22 protein-coding genes are annotated in these 20,430 nt (G+C 72.5%); 6 read left to right on the plus strand and 16 right to left on the minus strand.

The genetic code is table 11. The features are described 5' to 3' along the window. The first annotated feature begins 89 nt into the window (after positions 1–89). Together QBL25_RS11115 and QBL25_RS11120 are read left to right on the plus strand one after the other, a co-directional pair. Positions 90–896, plus strand: a complete 807-nt coding sequence (locus QBL25_RS11115) for a hypothetical protein (protein WP_409056862.1) — start codon at positions 90–92, stop codon at positions 894–896. Positions 897–1,073: 177 nt separating this feature from the next. Continuing rightward, positions 1,074–1,376: a hypothetical protein gene (locus QBL25_RS11120; protein ID WP_409056863.1), complete on the plus strand. Its 303-nt coding sequence runs from the start codon at positions 1,074–1,076 to the stop codon at positions 1,374–1,376. Between the two features lie 89 nt (positions 1,377–1,465). On the opposite strand, the gene der is transcribed toward QBL25_RS11120, so the two are convergent. The 6 genes from der to QBL25_RS11150 all read right to left on the minus strand — a co-directional run bounded on the left by der (position 1,466) and on the right by QBL25_RS11150 (position 6,505). Then, positions 1,466–2,938 carry a ribosome biogenesis GTPase Der gene (gene der / locus QBL25_RS11125; RefSeq protein WP_409056864.1) on the minus strand — a complete coding sequence of 491 codons (1,473 nt, stop codon included), beginning with the start codon at positions 2,936–2,938 and terminating at the stop codon, positions 1,466–1,468. Between the two features lie 70 nt (positions 2,939–3,008). Then, the gene (locus QBL25_RS11130; protein WP_409056865.1) at positions 3,009–3,695 is read right to left on the minus strand and encodes a lysophospholipid acyltransferase family protein; all 687 of its coding nucleotides are present in this window, start codon (positions 3,693–3,695) and stop codon (positions 3,009–3,011) included. After that, positions 3,653–4,336: a (d)CMP kinase gene (cmk, locus tag QBL25_RS11135; protein ID WP_409062610.1), complete on the minus strand. Its 684-nt coding sequence runs from the start codon at positions 4,334–4,336 to the stop codon at positions 3,653–3,655. The genes QBL25_RS11130 and cmk overlap by 43 nt, the downstream gene beginning before the upstream one ends. A 141-nt stretch (positions 4,337–4,477) precedes the next feature. Beyond that, complete coding sequence (locus tag QBL25_RS11140; RefSeq protein ID WP_409056866.1) at positions 4,478–5,563, minus strand: prephenate dehydrogenase; 1,086 nt, start codon at positions 5,561–5,563, stop codon at positions 4,478–4,480. Then, positions 5,560–5,922: a chorismate mutase gene (gene aroH, locus QBL25_RS11145; RefSeq protein ID WP_409056867.1), complete on the minus strand. Its 363-nt coding sequence runs from the start codon at positions 5,920–5,922 to the stop codon at positions 5,560–5,562. Before aroH ends, QBL25_RS11140 begins: the two co-directional genes overlap by 4 nt. 121 nt (positions 5,923–6,043) lie before the next feature. Continuing rightward, positions 6,044–6,505 carry a YidB family protein gene (locus tag QBL25_RS11150; protein ID WP_409056868.1) on the minus strand — a complete coding sequence of 154 codons (462 nt, stop codon included), beginning with the start codon at positions 6,503–6,505 and terminating at the stop codon, positions 6,044–6,046. 216 nt (positions 6,506–6,721) lie between these two features. On the opposite strand from QBL25_RS11150, the gene QBL25_RS11155 reads away from it, so the two are divergent. Genes QBL25_RS11155 through QBL25_RS11170 form a run of 4 tightly spaced genes read left to right on the plus strand, consistent with a single transcriptional unit; the run spans position 6,722 to position 9,251 of the window. Beyond that, on the plus strand, positions 6,722–7,426 hold the full coding sequence (locus QBL25_RS11155) for a hypothetical protein (RefSeq protein WP_409056869.1): 705 nt from the start codon (positions 6,722–6,724) through the stop codon (positions 7,424–7,426). Positions 7,427–7,454: 28 nt separating this feature from the next. Then, complete coding sequence (locus QBL25_RS11160; protein WP_409056870.1) at positions 7,455–8,048, plus strand: DUF6529 family protein; 594 nt, start codon at positions 7,455–7,457, stop codon at positions 8,046–8,048. After that, positions 8,045–8,512 (plus strand): Rieske (2Fe-2S) protein, encoded by a 468-nt coding sequence (locus QBL25_RS11165; RefSeq protein ID WP_409056871.1) that lies wholly within the window; start codon positions 8,045–8,047, stop codon positions 8,510–8,512. Before QBL25_RS11160 ends, QBL25_RS11165 begins: the two co-directional genes overlap by 4 nt. Positions 8,513–8,534: 22 nt before the next feature. Next, entirely contained in the window at positions 8,535–9,251 is a 717-nt protein-coding gene (locus QBL25_RS11170) for a DNA polymerase beta superfamily protein (RefSeq protein WP_409056872.1), read from the plus strand. Here the strand turns inward: QBL25_RS11170 and QBL25_RS11175 are convergent. The 10 genes from QBL25_RS11175 to QBL25_RS11220 form a co-directional block, all read right to left on the minus strand. Then, positions 9,224–10,225 (minus strand): ADP-ribosylglycohydrolase family protein, encoded by a 1,002-nt coding sequence (locus tag QBL25_RS11175; RefSeq protein WP_409056873.1) that lies wholly within the window; start codon positions 10,223–10,225, stop codon positions 9,224–9,226. The two genes, QBL25_RS11170 and QBL25_RS11175, sit on opposite strands and share 28 nt — an antisense overlap. Further along, complete coding sequence (locus tag QBL25_RS11180; RefSeq protein WP_409056874.1) at positions 10,222–10,995, minus strand: NUDIX hydrolase; 774 nt, start codon at positions 10,993–10,995, stop codon at positions 10,222–10,224. The genes QBL25_RS11175 and QBL25_RS11180 overlap by 4 nt, the downstream gene beginning before the upstream one ends. Before the next feature lie 136 nt (positions 10,996–11,131). Next, positions 11,132–12,355: a pseudouridine synthase gene (locus QBL25_RS11185; RefSeq protein ID WP_409056875.1), complete on the minus strand. Its 1,224-nt coding sequence runs from the start codon at positions 12,353–12,355 to the stop codon at positions 11,132–11,134. 10 nt (positions 12,356–12,365) lie between these two features. Next, positions 12,366–13,040, minus strand: a complete 675-nt coding sequence (gene scpB / locus QBL25_RS11190) for an SMC-Scp complex subunit ScpB (RefSeq protein ID WP_409062611.1) — start codon at positions 13,038–13,040, stop codon at positions 12,366–12,368. 14 nt (positions 13,041–13,054) lie between these two features. Next, on the minus strand, positions 13,055–14,059 hold the full coding sequence (locus QBL25_RS11195) for a segregation and condensation protein A (protein ID WP_409056876.1): 1,005 nt from the start codon (positions 14,057–14,059) through the stop codon (positions 13,055–13,057). Positions 14,060–14,076: 17 nt separating this feature from the next. Then, positions 14,077–14,670, minus strand: a complete 594-nt coding sequence (locus tag QBL25_RS11200) for a hypothetical protein (protein WP_409056877.1) — start codon at positions 14,668–14,670, stop codon at positions 14,077–14,079. Continuing rightward, a complete protein-coding gene (locus QBL25_RS11205; RefSeq protein ID WP_409056878.1) occupies positions 14,655–15,797 on the minus strand; it encodes a ParA family protein in 1,143 nt (380 codons plus the stop codon). The genes QBL25_RS11200 and QBL25_RS11205 overlap by 16 nt, the downstream gene beginning before the upstream one ends. Before the next feature lie 366 nt (positions 15,798–16,163). Then, on the minus strand, positions 16,164–17,279 hold the full coding sequence (ald, locus tag QBL25_RS11210; protein ID WP_409062612.1) for an alanine dehydrogenase: 1,116 nt from the start codon (positions 17,277–17,279) through the stop codon (positions 16,164–16,166). 144 nt (positions 17,280–17,423) lie between these two features. After that, positions 17,424–19,523, minus strand: a complete 2,100-nt coding sequence (locus QBL25_RS11215) for a tetratricopeptide repeat protein (RefSeq protein WP_409056879.1) — start codon at positions 19,521–19,523, stop codon at positions 17,424–17,426. 208 nt (positions 19,524–19,731) lie between these two features. Continuing rightward, complete coding sequence (locus QBL25_RS11220) at positions 19,732–20,358, minus strand: NUDIX domain-containing protein (protein WP_409056880.1); 627 nt, start codon at positions 20,356–20,358, stop codon at positions 19,732–19,734. Positions 20,359–20,430: the final 72 nt, after the last annotated feature.

Below are 20,430 nucleotides of genomic sequence, written 5' to 3' on the forward strand. Positions count from 1 at the left end.
CCGCGCGTGACTTGCGCCACTGATCGCCCGTTGTCTTCTTATGAGCCGGGCACCCCCGGTCCGCACGCAACGATTCCGAGGAGCCCCCCGTGCCGCGCATGCTCGACGTCGGCGACGACGTACGCGCCGAGATCGGCGACGAAGAAGCCGACCGGCTGCTCGCCGGAGAGAACGCCCCGGGCAGTTACGACTGCACCTCCTGCCGTACTCCGGGCGACACCGAACAGGAACGCACCAGCACGGTCCTGTTCATCGGAGACGAGACCGCAGTGCTCGCCTTCGCCCACGCCACCTGCCTGCCCTCGCAGATCGTCCAGGTCTCCGAGGAGCAGCTCCAGGGCGCCGTGCGCTCCATCACCGGCGAGGACGGCACCGGTCTCGCCGGTGTCGCGGGAGCCGGTCCCGGCGAAGGAGTGCCCGACCAGGCGGTCCTCGGCGTGACCAGCGGTCTCGTCCTCATCGAGGGCGAGCTGCGGCCCGCGCTCGTGGTCGAGCCGACCGGCGCCATCGCGCGCCCCGGGGCCGCCCCCGGCGGCGGCGACGACTTCCTCCAGCTCCTGGTGGAGCAGGGCTTCAGCCCCGTGGCCTCGCTCGACGGCGTGCCCCCGGTGCTGCACGGCTGGTCCGTGCTGCTCGCCGCGGGCCAGCTGCACGCGGTGCTCCAGCCCGCGGCGGGCGGCGGCTCCCCCGTCGCCTGGTGGCAGGCGCACCACCCGCTCCAGGTCACCGAGGACTGGCGCTCGGCGGCGAACAAGCTCCAGAGCGTGCTCCTGTTCGCGGCCCCGGTCGGCTCCATCGGCCGCCAGCCCCGCGAGGACCTGCTGCGCGGCGCCCTGGACAAGGCGGCGGCGCACGGACGCCTGGTCGCGGCGGCGATGCCGCTCGCGGGCACCTGAGCCCGTGGGGGCCGCGCACCGCCCCGCCCCGGGGCACGCGCGCGCCGGGCACGCTCCCGGCGCCCCGTGAAAGCGGCGCGGCCCCCGCATCCGTACGACCACGGGGTCGTTGGCACAGACGTGCACACATACGACCCCTCCCGCCCCCGGCCGGCGTACCAGACCCCCATCCCCTCCATGCGCACGGCGCAGCAGGACACGGGGGGCGAGTACTCGGCCACACCGATCTACGACGCGCTCTACTCGGAGTACCGCAGGTCGTTCAAGGCCCTTCCGGGAGACCGGACCGGCGAGGAGGACCTGGGCTTCACGTCGTTCGGCAACGCGCCCTACGGCATGCACCGGGCAGGCGACCGGCACGACTCCCGGCACCACACCTTCGGCCAGCTGCACGTCAGCCGCTACGGCCACGAGCAGCACGGCACGGTGCACCAGCAGTTCCCCGCGGCGCTGCCGCCGGGACCGCGCAGGGGGTTCTGAGGACGGACAGCGCGTCAAAGGGCCGGGCCCCGTCTTCGTCGAGAAGGCGGGGCCCGGCCCTTTGGTCCGTCCGCGGCTGCTTGAGGGGACTACTTCTTGCGGCCGCGCTTCTCGCGCACCCGCACCGAGATGTGGATCGGCGTGCCCTCGAAGCCGAACTCCTCGCGCAGCCTGCGCTCCACGAAGCGGCGGTAGCCGTGCTCGATGAAGCCGGAGGAGAAGAGCACGAACCGCGGCGGCTTCGTGCCCGCCTGCGTGCCGAAGAGGATGCGGGGCTGCTTGCCGCCCCGGATCGGGTGCGGGTGGGACGCCACGAGCTCGCCGAGGAAGGCGTTGAGGCGGCCCGTCGGGACGCGCGTCTCCCAGCCCGCGAGGGCCGTCTCGATCGCCGGGACGAGCTTCTCCATGTGGCGGCCGGTCTCGGCGGACACGTTCACGCGGGGCGCCCACGCGACCTGGAGGAGCTCGGTCTCGATCTCCCGCTCCAGGTAGTAGCGGCGCTCCTCGTCGAGGGTGTCCCACTTGTTGTACGCGACGACGATGGCGCGGCCCGCCTCGACGGCCATCGTCACGATGCGCTGGTCCTGGACGCTGATCGACTCGCTGGCGTCGATCAGGATGACCGCGACCTCCGCCTTCTCGACGGCGGCGGCCGTACGCAGCGAGGCGTAGTAGTCGGCGCCCTGCTGGAGGTGGACGCGCTTGCGGATGCCCGCGGTGTCCACGAACTTCCAGACGACGCCGCCGAGCTCGATGAGCTCGTCGACCGGGTCACGGGTGGTGCCCGCGATCTCGTTGACGACCACGCGGTTCTCGTTGGCCACCTTGTTCAGGAGCGACGACTTGCCGACGTTCGGACGGCCGATGAGCGCGATGCGGCGCGGGCCGCCGATGGCGGTGCCGAAGGACTGGGCGGGCGCCTCGGGCAGCGCGTCCAGGACGGCGTCCAGCATGTCGCCGGTGCCGCGGCCGTGCAGCGCGGAGACCGGGTGCGGCTCGCCGAGGCCGAGCGCCCACAGGGCGGTGGCGTCGGCTTCGCCGGAGGGGCCGTCGACCTTGTTGGCGCACAGGACGACGGGCTTGCCGGACTTGCGCAGGAGGCGCACGACGGCTTCGTCCGTGTCGGTGGCGCCGACCGTGGCGTCCACGACGAAGACGACCGCGTCGGCGGCCTCGATCGCGTACTCCGCCTGGGCGGCCACGGACGCGTCGATGCCGAGGACGTCCTGCTCCCAGCCGCCGGTGTCGACGAGCTTGAAGCGGCGGCCCGCCCACTCGGCCTCGTACGTCACGCGGTCGCGGGTCACGCCGGGGCGGTCCTCGACGACGGCCTCGCGGCGGCCGATGATGCGGTTGACGAGGGTCGACTTGCCGACGTTCGGACGGCCGATCACCGCGAGGGCGGGCAGCGGGCCGTGGCCCGCCGCGTCGATCGCGCCTTCGACGTCCTCGACGTCGAAGCCCTCCTCCGCGGCGAGCTCCATGAACTCCGCGTACTCGGCGTCGCCAAGCGCCCCGTGCTCGTGTTCAGCCGAGCCTTCGGGCTGGATCTGGTCGTTCATGAAGTCCGTACCTCTGTCGTATTCGTGATCGGTGGACCGCCTCGGAGGGGTCCACTACTGAAAGTCTCGCTCAGCGCCCGGTCAGGCGCCTGGCGTCGGCCAGGTGCGCGGTCAGCCGCTCCTGGATGCGCACGGTCGCCTCGTCCAGCGCCTTGCGCGTCCGCCGTCCGTTGTCGTCGCCCGCCTCGAAGGGGTCGCCGAAGATGACGTCGACCCTGCTGCGCAGCGGGGGCAGCCCCTTCAACAACCGTCCGTGCTTCTCCGTGCTTCCCAGAACGGCGACCGGGACGATCGGCGCCCCGCTCCGTACGGCGAAGTACGCGAGGCCGGCGCGCAGCGAGGCGAAGTTCCCCTCGCCCCGGGTGCCCTCGGGGAAGATCCCGAGGACGCCGCCGTCGTCGAGGACGCCGAGCGCCTGGGTGATGGCCGTGCGATCGGCGATCTCACGGTCCACCTTGACCTGTCCGATGCCGCGCAGGAAGCGGTCAAGGGGGCCGATGAACGCTTCCTTCTTGATGAGGAAGTGCGTCGGCCTGGGTGCCGTCCCCATCACCATCGGGCCGTCGACGTTGTGGGAGTGGTTCACGGCCAGGATCACCGGGCCGGTCGTGGGGACCTTCCAGGCGCCGAGGACGCGGGGCTTCCACAGGCCGTACATGAGGCCGACGCCGATGCGGCGGCCGACCTCCGCACCCCGTTCCGACGGCGCCGCGGTCACTTCGCGGCCCGCTTCTCCTCGACGAGGGTGACGACGCACTCGATGACCTGCTGGAGCGTGAGCTCGGTGGTGTCCACCTCGACGGCGTCGTCGGCCTTGGCCAGCGGGGACGTCTTGCGGCTGGAGTCGGCCGTGTCCCGCTTGATGAGCGCCTCGCGCGTGGCGGCGACGTCGGCGCCCTTGAGCTCGCCGCTGCGGCGGGCGGCGCGGGCCTCGGGCGAAGCCGTGAGGAAGATCTTCAGGTCGGCGTCGGGCAGGACGGTCGTACCGATGTCGCGCCCCTCGACGACGATGCCCTTCTCGGCGGACGCGGCGATGGTGCGCTGGAGCTCCGTGATGCGGGCGCGCACCTCGGGGACGGCGCTGACCGCGCTGACCTTCGAGGTGACGTCGGTGGTGCGGATCGGCCCCGCGACATCCGTGCCGTCGACCGTGATGGTCGGGGCGAGCGGGTCGGTGCCGGAGACGATCTCGGGCTTGCCCGCGACCGCGGCGATGGCGGTGGGGTCCGTCAGGTCGATGCCGTTGTGCACCATCCACCAGGTGATCGCGCGGTACTGGGCACCGGTGTCCAGGTAGCTCAGGGCGAGCTGGGCGGCGACGGCCTTCGAGGTGCTCGACTTGCCCGTGCCGGAGGGCCCGTCGATGGCGACGATCACTGCTGCCGGGGCGGTTTCCACGGTTTCCACGGGCTGCGGGCACCTTTCTGTGTGCACGGGGCTGGAGCGGGGCGGCATTCCTGCCCTGGACAAGGTTACTGGCTCCCACGGGTGCCTCTTACTGCCCGGTGGGAAGCCCCTGTCCCGGTCGCCCCGCGGCGGCTACTGCCGGATCGACCAGCCCCGCTCCCGCAGCGCCGCGGTGAGGACCGGGACCGCCTTCGGCTCGACGAGGAGCTGGACGAGGCCCGCCTGCCGGCCCGTGGCGTGCTCGATGCGGACGTCCTCGATGTTCACGCCGGCCTGGTCCGCGTCGCCGAAGATCCTGGCCAGCTGCCCCGGCTGGTCGTCGATGAGCACCGCGACGACCTCGTACGCGGCCGGGGCCGCCCCGTGCTTGCCGGGGACCCGGACCTGGCCCGCGTTGCCCCGGCGCAGCATGCCCTCGACGCCCGCGGCGCCCTCGCGCCGCTTGGCGTCGTCGGCCGACTGGAGCGCCCGCAGCGCGGTGACCGTCTCGTCGAGATCGGTGGCGACGGCGGACAGCAGGTCGGCGACGGGGCCGGGGTTGGCCGACAGGATGTCGATCCACATCCGCGGGTCCGACGCGGCGATGCGCGTGACGTCGCGGATGCCCTGCCCGCACAGGCGCACCGCCGTCTCCTCGGCGTCCTCGAGACGCGCGGCGACCATGCTGGAGACCAGGTGCGGCATGTGCGAGACGAGCGCGACCGCGCGGTCGTGCGCGTCGGCGTCCATGACGACCGGCACGGCACGGCACAGGGCGACGAGCTCCAGGGCGAGGTTGAGGACCTCGGTGTCGGTGTCGCGGGTGGGTGTCAGGACCCAGGGCCGGCCCTCGAAGAGGTCGGCGGTGGCGGCGAGCGGACCGCTGCGCTCGCGCCCGGACATGGGGTGCGTGCCGATGTACGGGGTGAGGTCGACGCCGAGCGCTTCGAGCTCGCGGCGCGGGCCGCCCTTGACGCTCGCCACGTCGAGGTAGCCGCGGGCCGCCCCGCGGCGCATGACGTCGGCCAGGGTCGCGGCGACGTGCGCGGGCGGTACGGCGACGACGCACAGGTCGACCGGTCCCTCGGGCGCCTCGTCGGTGCCCGCGCCGAGCGCGGCGGCCGTGCGGGCCTGCCCGGGGTCGTGGTCGGCGAGGTGCACGGTCACGCCGCGCGAGACGAGGGCCAGGGCGGCGGAGGTGCCGATCAGGCCGGTGCCGATGACGAGCGCGGTCCTCACTGGGCGATGTCCTTGCGCAGGGTGGCGGCGGCGCCGAGGTAGACGTGCGTGATCTCGGCGCGGGGCTTGGGGGACTCTATGTGCGCGAGGACGCGGACGACCCGGGGCAGGGCGCCCTCGACGTCCAGCTCCTGCGCGCAGATCAGCGGGACGTCCACGATGCCGAGCCGGCGGGCGGCGGCCGCGGGGAAGTCGCTGTGCAGGTCGGGCGTCGCGGTGAACCAGATGCTGATCAGGTCCTCCTGGGTCAGCCCGTTCCGCTCGATGACGGCGGTGAGCAGCTCGCCGACCTGCTCGTCCATGTGGTCGGCGGCGTCCCGCTCCAGTTGGACGGCGCCCCGGACCGCTCGTACCGCCACTGTGCCGCTCCTCGTTCGCTTCGTACGACTGCTGTACGGACCAAGGGTAGTCAGCGCCCCGGGGACGAGTGCGCGGCGCCCGCCTGCCGAGACGGACGCCGCGTGCCTGACCGGGGTGGGGTCAGAGCTTCTGCTCCTTGATGATGTCCTCGAGGGATCCCGTGGGGACCTGGCCCTCGGGGGTCAGTTTGTCGACGGCCTGGGGCAGCTGCCGTGCGATCTGGTCGGCGGCCTCGTCCCGGCTGACGCCGGCGTCGGTGGCGACCTTGTCCAGGGTCTCGTCGGGGACGGCCTGCTTGACCTGGTCCGGGCTCAGCGGCTGGTTGTCGCCCTTGCCGACCCAGGAGTCCAGCTGGTCCTGGCTGACCAGGCCCGACTTCGTGATCATGTCCATCAGGCCGCCCAGCGGGTTGCCGCCGCCGGCGCCGCCCTGGCCGCCGCTGCCGCCCGCGCCGCCGCCCAGCAGTCCGCCGAGCAGCGAGCCGAGGACGTTGCCGCCTCCGGAGCCGGCTTGACCGCCCTGACCGCCCTGACCGCCGCCGAGGAGACCGCCGAGAAGGCTTCCCAGATCGTTACCCGCCATGGTCGCGCCTTTCGAGTGAGGGGCCGGGCCGGCGCCACGGAGGGGCGCGGGCCTCAGACCATGCCAATGTCACCCGAATCGCCCCCTGTCGCCACTTGGCCCGATTGGTGGGCGTTCAACTATGGACGCCGGGGCACGGGTCCGCTTGCATGGAGGGGTTGCACGGAGGGGTTTGCACGGAGGGGCCGGCAAGGCCCACGCCTCGGGGGAGGCCGCATGAAGCGCTCAGGACCGCTCTACACGCTTCTCGGGGGGCTGCTGCTCGCCCTGTTCATGCTGTCGCTCAACGCGACGACGGGGACGCGCAGCACGTCGTACGGAGGGGACGCGCCCGGCGGCGCGTCACCGGCGCCCTCCGCCTCGAAGCCCGCCAAGGACGCGCCGTCCGCCACGCCCACCGAGAGCGCCTCGCGGAGTCCCTCGGAAAGCCCGTCGAAGAGCCCGTCGAAGCGGCCGCCCGGGAAGTCCGAGTACGCGGGCCGCACGGCCGACGACGTCGCCGCGGTCTCCGTCTCGGTCCGTGACGACAAGGCCATCGCGTACTACTGCAACGGCCGCGACGCGGAGTCCTGGCTGAAGGGCGACGTCGAGGACGACGGCTCCATGCGCCTGACCGGCAAGAACGGCGCGAAGCTGGAGGGCACCCTCGCCGACAACGCGGTCCGCGGCACGGTCGAGGTAGGCAAGCAGCCGCGGGACTTCACCGCCGCCCGGGCGAAGAAGCCCTCCGGTCTGTACCGCGCGACCACCGAGGTGCGCGGCGCCGAGATCGACGGCGGCTGGATCGTCCTGCCGGACGGGCGGCAGGTCGGCATCGTCAAGCGCGACGGCACGCCCCGCAAGGCCCCGCTCCTCGACCCGGAGACCGGCGTCGTCGTGGTCGACGGCGACCGTCTCACCGCCCGTTCCGTCGTGCCCTGATCCGCTCCGCCCCGACCAGGGAGCCGCCATGAGCGTCGACCCGAACGCCGCCACGCAGGGCGGCTTCACCCCGCCACCCGCCGCGGGCGACCACCGCCGCCCCGGTGCCGCCCGCTATCTCCTCCCCGCCCTGGTCGCCGCGGCGGTCGCGATCGGCCTCGGGGCGTACGGCAAGGCGCACGACCCGGAGGGCACGGCCTTCAACCTCGCCGGGTTCAGCAGCACGAGCGCGGTCAAGTCCTGGCTGGGCACGACGGCGTTCGCCTTCGCGCTGGTCCAGGTCGTCTCGGCGTTCATGGTGTACGGGCGGCTGCCGGGCCCCTCCTGGTCGGCGGCGCTGCACCGCTGGTCGGGCCGGATCGCGTTCCTGGTGTCGGTCCCGGTGGCGGTCCACTGCCTCTACGGCCTCGGCTACCAGACGTACTCGACGCGGGTGATGTGGCACTCGCTGCTGGGCTGCTTCTTCTACGGGGCCTTCAGCGCCAAGATGCTGCTGCTCCGCTCGGAGAAGCTGCCCGGCTGGCTGCTCCCGGTGGTCGGCGGCCTGGTGTTGGTGGTCCTCACGGTGGTCTGGCTGACGTCGGCGCTGTGGTTCTTCCGCACGTTCGGGGTGACGACGTGAGCGGGGCGCGCCCGACCCGGCGCACCCTCCTGGCGACCGGCGGCGCGATCGCGCTGACCGCCGGATGCAGCAAGTACGGGGACGAGGGCGCGGAGCCCGAGCCGCCGGCGTCGCAGCCGACGGCGGCCTCCTCCTCGGCGAAGAAGCCGGGCGGGAAGGACGAGCCGCCGCCCGCGGCGGACGAGCTGGCCAAGACCTCCGACATCCCGGTCGGCGGCGGGAAGGTCTTCAAGGACGAGAAGGTGGTCGTCACGCAGCCGCGGAAGGGCGACTTCAAGGCCTTCTCGGCGGTCTGCACGCACTCCGGCTGCACGGTCGCCGAGGTCGCGGACGGCACGATCAACTGCGCCTGCCACGGCAGCAAGTACCGCGTGGCCGACGCCTCGGTGGCGGGCGGTCCCGCGCCGCGCCCGCTCCCCCCGCGGAAGATCGACGTCACCGGAAATTCGATCACCCTCGGCTAGGTCCCCGCCGTACGCTCACCGCATGAACCGCCCCACCGGCACGGACCTCGTGCGCGACCACACCGTCTACGCCTGCGTGATGGGCTCGCGCGCCTTCGGTCTGGCCACGGACGGCAGCGACACCGACCGCAGGGGCGTCTTCCTGGCCCCCACCGCGCTCTTCTGGCGCTTCGAGAAGCCGCCGACGCACGTGGACGGCCCGGCGCGGGAGCAGTTCAGCTGGGAGCTGGAGCGCTTCTGCGAGCTGGCCCTGCGCGCCAACCCGAACGTCCTGGAGTGCCTGCACTCCCCGCTCGTGGAAGAGGTGACGGACACCGGCCGCGAACTCCTCGCCCTGCGCGAGGCTTTCCTGTCCCGCCAGGTCCACACCACCTTCGCCGGCTATGCGCTGGGCCAGCACAAGAAGCTGGAGACGGACGTACGCCGGTACGGCACGCCCCGCTGGAAGCACGCGATGCACCTGCTGCGCCTCCTGACGAGCTGCCGCGACCTGCTGCGCACCGGGACGCTGACGCTCGACGTCGGCGAGCAGCGCGGCCCCCTGCTGGCGGTCAAGCGCGGCGAGGTGTCCTGGCAGGACGTCGAGTCCCGCATGGACCGCCTCGCGAGGGAGGTGGACGAGGCGGCCGGGCGCACACCGCTCCCCGCCGAGCCGGACCGCCGCCGGGTCGAGGACTTCCTCTTCCGGGTGCGCCGCGCGTCGGCCCTGGCTCAGGAGTCCCAGAGCGCCCCGAGCTGAAGCAGCTCCTGCCGGTACTCGATCCGCCCGGCCCACTCGGCGGGCCAGGCGTCCGCGCCCAGGTGGGCACCGGCGAAGGCACCGGCCAGGCAGGCGATGGAGTCGGAGTCACCGGAGGTGCAGGCCGCCCGGCGCAGGGCCAGGAGGGGCTCGTCCACGAACTGGAGGAAGCACAGCAGCCCCGTGGCGAGCGCCTCTTCCGCGATCCAGCCCGCTCCGGTGGCCAGGCAGGGGTCCGTCTCCGGGTTGGCGTCCCGCAGTGCTCCCTCAAGGCGTTCGAGGACGGCCAGGCACTCGTCCCAGCCGCGGGCCATGAACGTCTCGGGCGTCGGGTCGCCGTCCCGCGTCCACAGCTCGCCGAGCCAGCGCGCGTGGTACGTCCGGCGGTTGTCGTACGCGTAGGAGCGCAGCAGCCCCACCAGGCCCGTCGGCTCGGCGCCCTGGGCGAGCAGCCGCACGGCGTGGGCCGTGAGGTCCGAGGCGGCGAGCGCCGTGGGGTGGCCGTGGGTCAGCGCGGACTGCAACTGGGCGGCTCCCGCCCGCTGCTCGTCGCTCAGGCCCGGGACGAGCCCGACGGGTGCGACGCGCATGTTGGCGCCGCAGCCCTTGGAGTGGACCTGGCTCGCCTCTTCCCATGGTCTGCCGGTCTTGAGGAGGTGGCAGGCCTTCAGGCAGGTGTTGCCGGGCGCGCGGTTGTTCTCCGGGGACCGGTACCAGTCCACGAACTCCTCGCGCACCGGCCGCTCCATCCGCTTGGGCCCGAGCGGCCCGCGTTCCGTGGCGGTCCGCAGGCCGCGGCCCAGCGCCAGCGTCATCTGCGTGTCGTCCGTGACGATCGCGGGCGTGGGCAGCTCCATCTCCCGCCAGGGCCCGCACTTGGCGAGGATCGACGGTACGTCGTTGAACTCGGTCGGGAAGCCGAGCGCGTCCCCCAGGGCGAGGCCCAGGAGGGATCCGGTGGCGGCACGCTTCATGAGGGCTTTCCTTCCGCAGGGACGGCGGTGGCCGTCGAGGGCCGGAGCAGGGGCGGGTGCAGGGAGGTGGCCGGGCCCGCGCGGTAGAGGGCCGCCGGTTTGCCCCGGCCGCCCGTCAGGCGCGCGGCCCCGGGGATCGCCTCGACGAAGCCGGACGTGCCGAGGACCTTGCGCCGGAAGTTGGCCGGGTCGAGTTCGGCGCCCCACACGGTCTCGTAGACCTGCCGCAGCTCGCCGAGGGTGAACTCGGGCGGGCAGAAGGCGGTGGCGAGGCCGGTGTACTCGAACTTCGCGCGGACGCGGTCGTGGGCGTCGGCCAGGATGCGGTCGTGGTCGAAGGCGAGCGGTCCCCGGGCGCCGTGGGGCAGCCACTCCGCGCGGGCCGCGTCGCTGCCGGCGCGCGCCTCGGGCGGGTCGGGGACGAGCGCCGCGAAGGCGACCGAGACGACGCGCATCCGGGGGTCGCGGTCCGGTTCGCTGTAGGTGCGCAGCTGCTCCAGGTGGAGTCCGGCGCTGTCGGTGAGGCCGGTCTCCTCGGCGAGCTCGCGTCCCGCCGCCGTCTCGGCGGACTCCTCCGGGAGCACGAAACCGCCGGGCAGCGCCCACCGCCCGGCGTAGGGATCCTGGCCCCGCTCGACGAGCAGGACGTGCAGGCGGCCCGCGCGGACGGTGAAGACGGCGAGGTCCACGGTGACGGCGAACGGCTCGAAGGCGTGCTTGTCGTAGCCCTGCACGGCTCCCCTCCTCCCCTTTAGAGTCGCTCTGACCATAAAGGGAGGGAGGGGTGCCGCGCAAGACACGAAAAGGCGGCCGTCCCCGCGGGTGCGGGAACGGCCGCCTTCACCGGCCTCGGTCCGGCGCCGGGGCCCGGACGAGACCTGAGACCTGAGACCTGAGGCCTGAGGCCTAGAGGTCGACCTCCTGCATCAGCATGCCGACCTCGGTGTTGGACAGGCGTCGCAGCCAGCCCGACTTCTGGTCGCCCAGCGTGATCGGCCCGAAGGACGTCCGCACCAGCTTGTCGACCGGGAAGCCCGCCTCGGCGAGCATGCGGCGCACGATGTGCTTGCGGCCCTCGTGCAGCGTCACCTCGACCAGGTAGTTCTTGCCGGTCTGCTCGACGACGCGGAAGTGGTCCGCGCGGGCGTACCCGTCCTCGAGCTGGATGCCGTCCTTGAGCTGCTTGCCCAGGTCGCGCGGGATCGGACCGACGATGTGCGCGAGGTAGACCTTCTTCACGCCGTACTTCGGGTGCGTGAGGCGGTGGGCCAGCTCACCGTGGTTGGTGAGCAGGATGACGCCCTCGGTCTCGGTGTCAAGGCGGCCGACGTGGAACAGCCGCGTCTCGCGGTTGGTCACGTAGTCGCCCAGGCACTGGCGTCCCTCGGTGTCCTCCATGGTGGAGACCACACCGGCGGGCTTGTTCAGGGAGAAGAACTGGTACGACTGGGTGGCGACCGTCAGGCCGTCGACCTTGATCTCGTCCTGCTCCGGCTGGACCCGCATGCCCTGTTCGAGCACGATCTCGCCGTTGACCTCGACGCGGGCCTGCTCGACCAGCTCCTCGCAGGCACGGCGCGAGCCGTAGCCGGCGCGGGCGAGGACCTTCTGGAGCCGCTCGCCCTCCTGCTCGGCGCCCGGGAAGGTCTTGGGCGGGCTGACCTTCGGCTTGCCCGCGTACCGCTCGCGGTTGCGCTCTTCCTGCCGCGCGTCGTACTCACGGGACGTCGCGGGAGCTCCCGCGCCGCGCCGGGTGCCCCGGTCCGAGCTCTGGGGCGCCCGGGGGCCGCCCTTGGCGCCGCCGCGCGCCGAGGCGCCACGGCCCTTGCGGGAGGCGTCACCGCCCACGTCGTAGCGGCGCTCCTCGGGGCGGGGCTTGCTCTCACGCTTCGGCGGCTGGTCGTCGCGCGCGCCACCGGCGCCGCGTCCCTGCCGGTCGGGGCTGTTTCCGGAACCCCGGTAGTCGCGGCCGCCACCGCTGTTGCCCCGGCCGCCGCCGCTCGGGCGGCCACCACCGCTCGGTCGGCCACCGCTGCTGGGGCGACCACCGCTGCTGCCACGGCTGCCGCTGTTGCCACCACGGCTCCCGCCGTTGTTTCCGCTGCTGTTCCTGCCGTTGCTGCTTCGCATCAAATTTCCGTTAGTCGACTGTGTCCTGGGTGTGCTCGTAACCCGGCGCATCGGGCGCATCCGGGTCGAACGACGGAACACCCTCCTGCGTCTCGGCCTCGATCGCCTCCGCCTCGGGGAGGAAGGGCGCGAGCTCCGGGAGCTCGTCCAGGCCACGCAGGCCCATCCGCTCCAGAAAGTAGTTCGTCGTCCTGTACAGGATCGCACCTGTTTCGGGTTCCGCGCCCGCCTCCTCCACCAGACCCCTCTGGAGAAGCGTCCGCATCACGCCGTCACAGTTCACTCCGCGCACCGCGGAGACCCGGGAACGGCTGACCGGCTGGCGGTACGCGACGACCGCGAGCGTCTCCAGGGCCGCCTGGGTGAGCCGCGCCTGCTGCCCGTCCAGGACGAAGCGCTCCACCGCCGCGGCGTACCGGGGCCGGGTGTAGAACCGCCAGCCCCCCGCCACGAGCCGCAGCTCGAAGCCCCGCTTCTGCACGGTGTACTCGTCGGCCAGCTCGCGCAGGGCGTCGGCGACCTGCCGCCGGGGCCGGTCGAGGATCTTGGCGAGGTGCTCCTCCGTGGCCGGCTCGTCGACGACCATGAGCACCGCCTCCAGGGCGGGCCGCAGCTCCAGCTCGGCGACGGCGCCCGCCAGGTCGCCCGTGGGGCCCAAGGCTTCCGTGGGGCCCGCGGCTTCCATGGGGCTCGTGGGGGTCATGTGACCGTCTCCTCACTCGTCTCACCCGGCGGATCGGGTGCGCGGTCGAACTCGTCGGTCACCGTCGGCTGCCCGTCGCCGTCCCCGCCGGTCCAGCGCACCATCAGCTCGCCCAGGGCGGTCTCCTGGTCCAGCTCGACGGCCTTCTCGCGGTACAGCTCCAGGAGGGCCAGGAAGCGGGCGACGACGGTGAGGGTGTCCCCCGCGTCCTCCACGAGCACCTGGAAGCTGACCTCGCCCCGCTCCCGCAGCCGCGCCACGACCACCCCGGCCTGCTCCTGCACGGAGACCAGCGGGGCATGGATGTGGTCGACGTACACCTGGGGCTTGGCCCGGGGCTGCATGGCCTTCACGGCGAGCGCGGCGAACCCCGCGGCGCCGATGCTGATGACGACCTCGGGCAGCAGCTCGGCGTGGTGGGCCTCCAGGCCCACCGTCCGCGGATAGCGCCGCGCCTCCGCTTCGAGCCGCTCGCTGAAGATGTCGGCGATCCGCTTGTACGCGCGGTACTGAAGGAGCCGCGCGAAGAGCAGGTCCCGCGCTTCGAGCAGCGCGAGATCCGCCTCGTCCTCGACCTCGGCGGAGGGCAGCAGCCGGGCCGCCTTGAGGTCGAGCAGGGTGGCGGCGACCACGAGGAACTCGGTGGTCTGGTCCAGGTCCCAGTCGGGACCCATGGCGCGGATGTGCGCCATGAACTCGTCGGTCACCGTGGACAGCGCCACCTCGGTGACGTCCATCTTGTGCTTCGAGATGAGCTGGAGCAGCAGATCGAAGGGGCCCTCGAAGTTGGCGAGCCGGACCTTGAACCGCCCGTCGTCCGGCTCGGCCGCGGGGGCATCCGCCTCAGGGGCCTCGGCCGCGGGGGCATCCGCCTCAGGGGCCTCCGACTCAGGAGCCTCCGCCGCAGGAACCTCGGCAGCTGGGGCCGAAGGCTCGGCTCCGGGGCCGCGCCCCAGAGCACGCCGACGGGCGACCGGTGCGGAATCGTCGTTCTGGGGCATCGCCGGGAACGCTACCGCTACCGCCCGCGCAACCGTCGTACGAGAATGCTCGCGTCCCCGCGGGACTCGAGATCCGCGAGCACGACCGCCACCGCCTCGCGGACGATGCGCCCGCGGTCGACCGCCAGGCCGTGCTCGCCGCGCAGGACCAGGCGCGCGTGCTCCAGGTCCATCAGCTCCTCGGCGGAGACGTACACGGTGATCTTCTCGTCGTGCCGCTCGCGCCCGCTGGGCCGCCGGTTGGCCGCCCGTGCGCGCCGCCGTGCCTGCGCCGACGAGGCGGAGTTCGCGGACCGGCCACCGCCCTGCGCTGCGGCGTCTTCCTGCCCCTGGGCGGGCCTGCGCCCGTCCTTCTCGCCCTCGGCCGTGGCCGAACGGCTGCGGGACTCGCCCGACTCCGCGTCGGCGGCCCCGTGTTCGGCGGCGTCACCGCCGCCCCCCGAGACACTGCCGTGCGCGTCGACGGCGGCGGCCTCGTCGCTCTCGCCCGCGGGTGCGGGCACCCGCGCCTCGCCGTTCGCCTGGCGTCGCGGGGACGACGACTGCAGCGCCATCCCCCCGGTCGTACGGAACAGTTCGTCGGCCCCCGGCAGACTCACTCGGCGTGACACCGGGCGAGCACCTCCCTGGCGAGCTGGCGATAAGCGGCCGCGCCGACCGAGTTGGATGCGTACGTCGTGATCGGCTCACCGGCGACCGTGGTCTCCGGGAAGCGGACCGTGCGTCCGATCACCGTGTGGTACACGTGATCGTCGAAGGCCTCGACCACCCGCGCGAGCACCTCACGGCTGTGCACCGTGCGGGAGTCGTACATGGTGGCCAGGATGCCGTCGAGCTCCAGGTCGGGGTTGAGCCGCTCCTGGACCTTCTCGATGGTCTCCGTCAGCAGGGCCACACCGCGCAGCGCGAAGAACTCGCACTCGAGCGGCACGATCACCTTGTGAGCCGCCGTCAGGGCGTTCACGGTGAGCAGGCCGAGCGAGGGCTGGCAGTCGATCACGATGTAGTCGTAGTCCTGCATCAGCGGCTTCAGGGCCCGCTGGAGCGTGGACTCGCGCGCGACCTCGCTCACCAGCTGGACCTCGGCGGCCGACAGGTCGATGTTGCTGGGCAGCAGGTCCATGTTCGGGACCGCCGTCTTCAGCAGCACCTCGTCGGCCGACATGCCCCGCTCCATGAGCAGGTTGTAGACCGTCAGGTCCAGCTCCATCGGGTTCACCCCGAGGCCCACCGACAGCGCGCCCTGCGGGTCGAAGTCGACCAGCAGGACCCGGCGTCCGTACTCCGCGAGCGCGGCACCCAGGTTGATGGTCGACGTCGTCTTGCCCACGCCGCCCTTCTGGTTGCACATCGCGATGATCTTCGCGGGACCGTGGTCCGTCAGCGGACCCGGAATCGGGAAGTACGGCAGCGGGCGTCCCGTGGGACCGATGCGCTCACGGCGCTGACGGGCCGCGTCCGGGGCCAGCGTGGCCGCGTACTCGGGATCGGGCTCGTACTCGGCGTCAGGGTCGTAGAAGTGCCCCTGGGGCAGTTCCTCGTAGTCGGCGAGTTGGGTGTGGGTGGTGTTCTCGCCACTCCGGTCGCCGGCCATGGCGTTCACGTGATGGCCATCCATGCTCTGGGGTGCAGACGATGTCGGTTGCGTCGGCTGCGGTTTCTGGCGGGCTTCGAAGGTGCGGACAGCGACGGAGCCGACAGCCTCGAGCCCCACGGGTCCTTGGCCCCGCTCAGACATTCCTGGTTGACCACCCCCGGGAGCAAATGTCGACTCATTCACAAGTCGTCTTACCTCCTTGGTGACCAGGAAATTTCTCGATAGGTCAGCGTGGCACCATGCCGACGGTTGGCGACTCTATGGCGTGTCACCGCTCCGCAGCAACACAATCCGCCGGACCCGGCCCGATGTGTCGGCAATCGAACGCCCCCATGTCAAGGGCGCGAGGCGTGCCTTCACCGCGATTCCGGGGTGTGCGAATCGGTTAAAGGGTTACGTTCAAGGCGAGTTGACCATGTCCACGGACATACGCATACGGCCGGACCCCTCTCAAGGTCCGGCCGTTGGCGTGAGATTGACGACTTTCGTTGACGAAAGCGGTCAGGTTCAGCCGAGGAGCGTCTCGAGCTCGACGTGCTCGAGGCCGTGCGACTCGGCGACCTCCTTGTAAACGACCTTGCCGTCATGGGTGTTGAGACCCAGGGCGAGCGCCTTGTCGCGGCGGAGCGCCTCGACCCAGCCGCGGTTCGCCAGCTCGACGATGTACGGCATCGTCGCGTTGGTCAGCGCGTACGTCGAGGTGTTGGGCACCGCGCCGGGCATGTTGGCGACGCAGTAGAACACCGAGTTGTGGATCGGGAAGGTCGGCTCGGCGTGCGTCGTCGGGTGCGAGTCCTCGAAGCAGCCGCCCTGGTCGATCGCGATGTCGACAAGGACACTTCCGGGCTTCATCCGCGACACGAGCTCGTTGGTGACCAGCTTCGGCGCCTTGGCACCCGGGATGAGGACGGCGCCGATGACGAGGTCGGCGTCGAGGCAGGCCTTCTCCAGCTCGAAGGCGTTGGAGACGACGGTCTGGATCTTCGTGCCGAAGATCTTGTCCGCCTCCTTGAGCTTGTTGATGTCCTTGTCGAGCAGGGTCACGTGGAAGCCCATGCCGATGGCGATCTGCGCGGCGTTCCAGCCGGAGACGCCGCCGCCGATGACGACGGCCTTGCCGGCCGCGACGCCGGGGACGCCGCCGGGCAGGACGCCGCGGCCGCCGTTGGCGGCCATCAGGTGGTAGGCGCCGACCTGCGGGGCCAGGCGGCCCGCGACCTCGGACATCGGGGCGAGCAGCGGGAGCGCGCGGTTCGCGGTCTCGACGGTCTCGTACGCGATGGCGGTCGTGCCGGACTCCAGGAGCGCGTCGGTGCACTCCTTGGACGCGGCCAGGTGCAGGTAGGTGAAGAGGGTCTGGTCCTTGCGGAGGCGGTGGTACTCCTCCGCGACCGGCTCCTTGACCTTCAGGAGGAGGTCGGCGGTGGCCCAGACCTCGTCGGCGGTGTCCAGGATCCGGGCGCCGGCGGAGACGTACTCCGCGTCCGTGATCGAGGAGCCGACACCGGCGTTCCGCTCGATGACGACCTGGTGGCCGTGGCGCACCAGCTCGTGCACACCGGCGGGGGTGATGGCCACCCGGAACTCGTTGTTCTTGACCTCGCGGGGGATGCCGACCTTCACGTCGATCACGGTCCTCTTGGCTCAGGGATTTTTCGGGCAAAGCACTTCATACCGATACACAAGAGGGCGCATCGGAGACACCACGGAAGTACGCGGCGGAGCCAGTCTAATGAAGGACTTCTCGCTGTCTAGCCTTTCAATGCATCAATCTTCTGCGGAAGTGCTACGGATTTCGTAGGCGGAAGCCCGTGGTCCGTCCTTCGATGCAAGCCCTGTGACCTCCTCGGTCCCCGTTCCCAGCATGCGCTCGGCGGCGGCGCGGTGCAGCCGGGCGGCCGCCGGGTCGCCGAGCCGGTCCAGGGTGTCGGCCAGCCTGAGCTGCAACGCGGCCTGGAGCCGTACGTCCCCGGCCTGCCGCGCCCACTCGACGGCTTCCTGGCAGGTGCGCAGCGACTCCTCGGGCCGCCCCGCGTATTCCTGCACCCGCGCCAGCTCGCTCAACGCCCGCGCCTGGCCCGCCACATCGCCGGTCTTGCGGTGGCCGGTGACGGCCGAGCTCCAGTTGCGCAGCGCCTCGCCGTAGCGGCCCGCGTAGGTGTGGGCCGTCGCGATGCGGCCGTAGAGGCGGGCGGCGTCGGTGCGCTCGTCGCGCGCGAGCCGGTGGGCCAGAGCGCGCCCGAACCAGTCGGAGGCCCGTGACCAGTCCCCCAGCTCCTGGTAGGCACCGCCTACGGATTCCATCGCGCGGCCGGTCGCGTACGGGTCATTTGCTTCGCGTCCGGCGTCCAGAGCGAGCCGATAGCGCACCAGCGCCTCCTGCGTCCGCCCCGTCCGCGCGTCCAGATCCGCGAGGTTCAGGAGGGCCGCCGCCTTCTCGCGGGGCAGGTTCCGGCGCTCGGCGACGTCCAGGACGAGCCGGTGGATGCCGTACAGCTCGGGAGCCGCGTCCTCCGTGCCCCGGTGGGCGACCAGGGCCCGCGTCAGGGCGGCCATCAGGCGCCGCGCGAGGGTGTCGAGCTCCCCGTCGGCCACCGCGAGCCGGGCGGCGGCGAGCAGCGCGGGCTGGCGGATGCGCAGCCACTCGGCGGCGGCGGCCTGGCTGGGGAACCGCAGGGCGCGCGGCAACCCCGCGAGCTTCTTGCGGGCCCCCGAGCCGTCCGGCTCCGTGACCGCCCGGCAGGACTGGAGCAGGCGCACGGTCCGCTCCAGCATCCTGGCCCGGGCGAGCTGCACCTCGGCGGCCCGGTCCTGGCTCTCGGTGCGGGCGCGCAGCAGCGGCACCAGGCAGCCCGGCACCTCGTACTGCGGAAGCGGTGAGTCCACGGCCCTGACCAGGCCGAGCTTCACGAAGTCGTCCAGGGTCGTGCGGGCCGCGGAGACCGAGCAGCCCGCGAGCGCGGACGCGGTGTGCGGGTCGACGTGACCGGCCGGGGCGAGCGAGAGGTAGCGCAGTATCCGCGCCGCCGCCCCGGGCAGCGAGGCGTACGAGAGCTGGAACATGCGGGAGAGCGCGCCGGGCGCCGACTCGTCCTCGGGCCGGTCGTGCACCTGCTTGGCCAGGTCGGCGACGGCCGCCTTGGGCCGCCCGGAGAGCCAGCCGCCGGCCAGGACGAGCGCGGCGGGGTGCGCGGCGCACGCCTCGACCAGGCTCTCCGCGGACCGCGGGTCGACGGTGATGCGGACGGGGCCCGCCGCGCGGGAGAGCAGTTCGACGCCCGCGGCGGTGTCCAGGCCGCCCAGCGTGCACGGCCGGACGTCCGGGATCCCGGTGAGCGGGCCCTCGGACACCGCGACGACCAGGCACTCGGGCGCGTCCGGGAGCAGCGGGTCGACCTGCTCGGCGTCCGCGGCCCCGTCCAGGAGCAGCAGGGCCCTGCGGTCGGCCAGGGCGCCGCGGAGCACTTCGGCGAGTTCGTCCTCGTCGGCTCCGGCGGGGGCCGGGACACCGAGGGCGTCCAGGAGCTCCCTCGCGGTGCGTTCCGTGGGGACGCGGGTGCCGTCGGGTTCGGTGAGGTGGGCGCGCAGCACCCCGTCGGGGTAGGCGTCGGCGACCTGCCGGACGAGTTCCTCGGCGAGTGCGGTACGGCCGGAGCCGGCGCGGCCCGCGACGAGCAGCACGCGGGCCCGTGGCGCCTTGCGGCCCGAGATCGTGTCGAGCCCCGCGCGGTCGATGTCGGCACGGAGCTCTTTCAACTCCCGGCGCCGGCCCACGAAGTGGCCGCCCTCGGAAGTCTGGGCCGGAGCGGGCCGCGGCACCGCGCCGCCCGCCGCCGAACCGTCCGTGTCGACCGCCTGATCCGTCACGGGCCATGCTCCGTCCGCCTGCGCGCGAACCCGCCGGGACTCCGGTCGGGACGCTTCCAGAGCCTAGTTCAGGCCCTGGTGCCTCCCCCGGCACGCGGCGCGCACAAGTCCCCCGATCGGATCAGCAGATCGTCACACTGGAGAACCCTCATGCACCCTGATGGCCCCTGCCGGCCCCCGATGAACCCTGACAGCCCCTGACGGCTCCTCAGGCCTCGAAGGGGCGCGCCGGCCAGGGCGCGTCTGCCGGACGCAGCGCGTCGACGCCGTCACCCGCCAGCGCGGCGGTCAGCGACAGGGCGCCCACGACCAGGCAGTTGTTGTGCAGCTCACCGGCGAGCACGCCGCGTACGAGCTCGTCGAGCGGTACGCGCGCCAGCTCCATGTCGGCCTCCTCCTCGGAGACCTCGAAGCGCTCCCCCTCGGCCTCGGACAGATCGCGGGCCAGGAAGACGCGCACGGCCTCGTCGCAGCCGCCGGGGGTGGTGTACACGTCGGTCAGGACGCGCCAGTCCTCGGCCTTGACGTGCGCCTCCTCGTAGAGCTCGCGCTGGGCGGCGTGCAGGGGGTTCTCGCCGGGGACGTCGAGCAGCCCGGCCGGGATCTCCCAGAGCTTGTGGCGCACGGGGTGGCGGTACTGGCGCAGGACCAGGACGCGGCCCTCGTCGTCCAGGGCGAGCACGGCGACCGAGCCGGGGTGCACCTGGTAGTCGCGGTGGACGACGGTTCCGTCGGGCATGACCACGTCGTCCGTACGGACGGAGGTCTTGTTCCCCACGAAGGGCGTCTGGGTCGCCGTGACCTGCCACTCCTCGGCGGTGTCCTTGATCGTCATGTCGCCCTGTCCTCCCACACGTGCAAACAGAAACCGGGGCACGCGCCTCAGAAGGCACGTACCCCGGCAACC

Origin of the sequence: Streptomyces sp. SYP-A7185 (assembly GCF_046103685.1) — a bacterium.
Classification (GTDB): domain Bacteria; phylum Actinomycetota; class Actinomycetes; order Streptomycetales; family Streptomycetaceae; genus Streptomyces.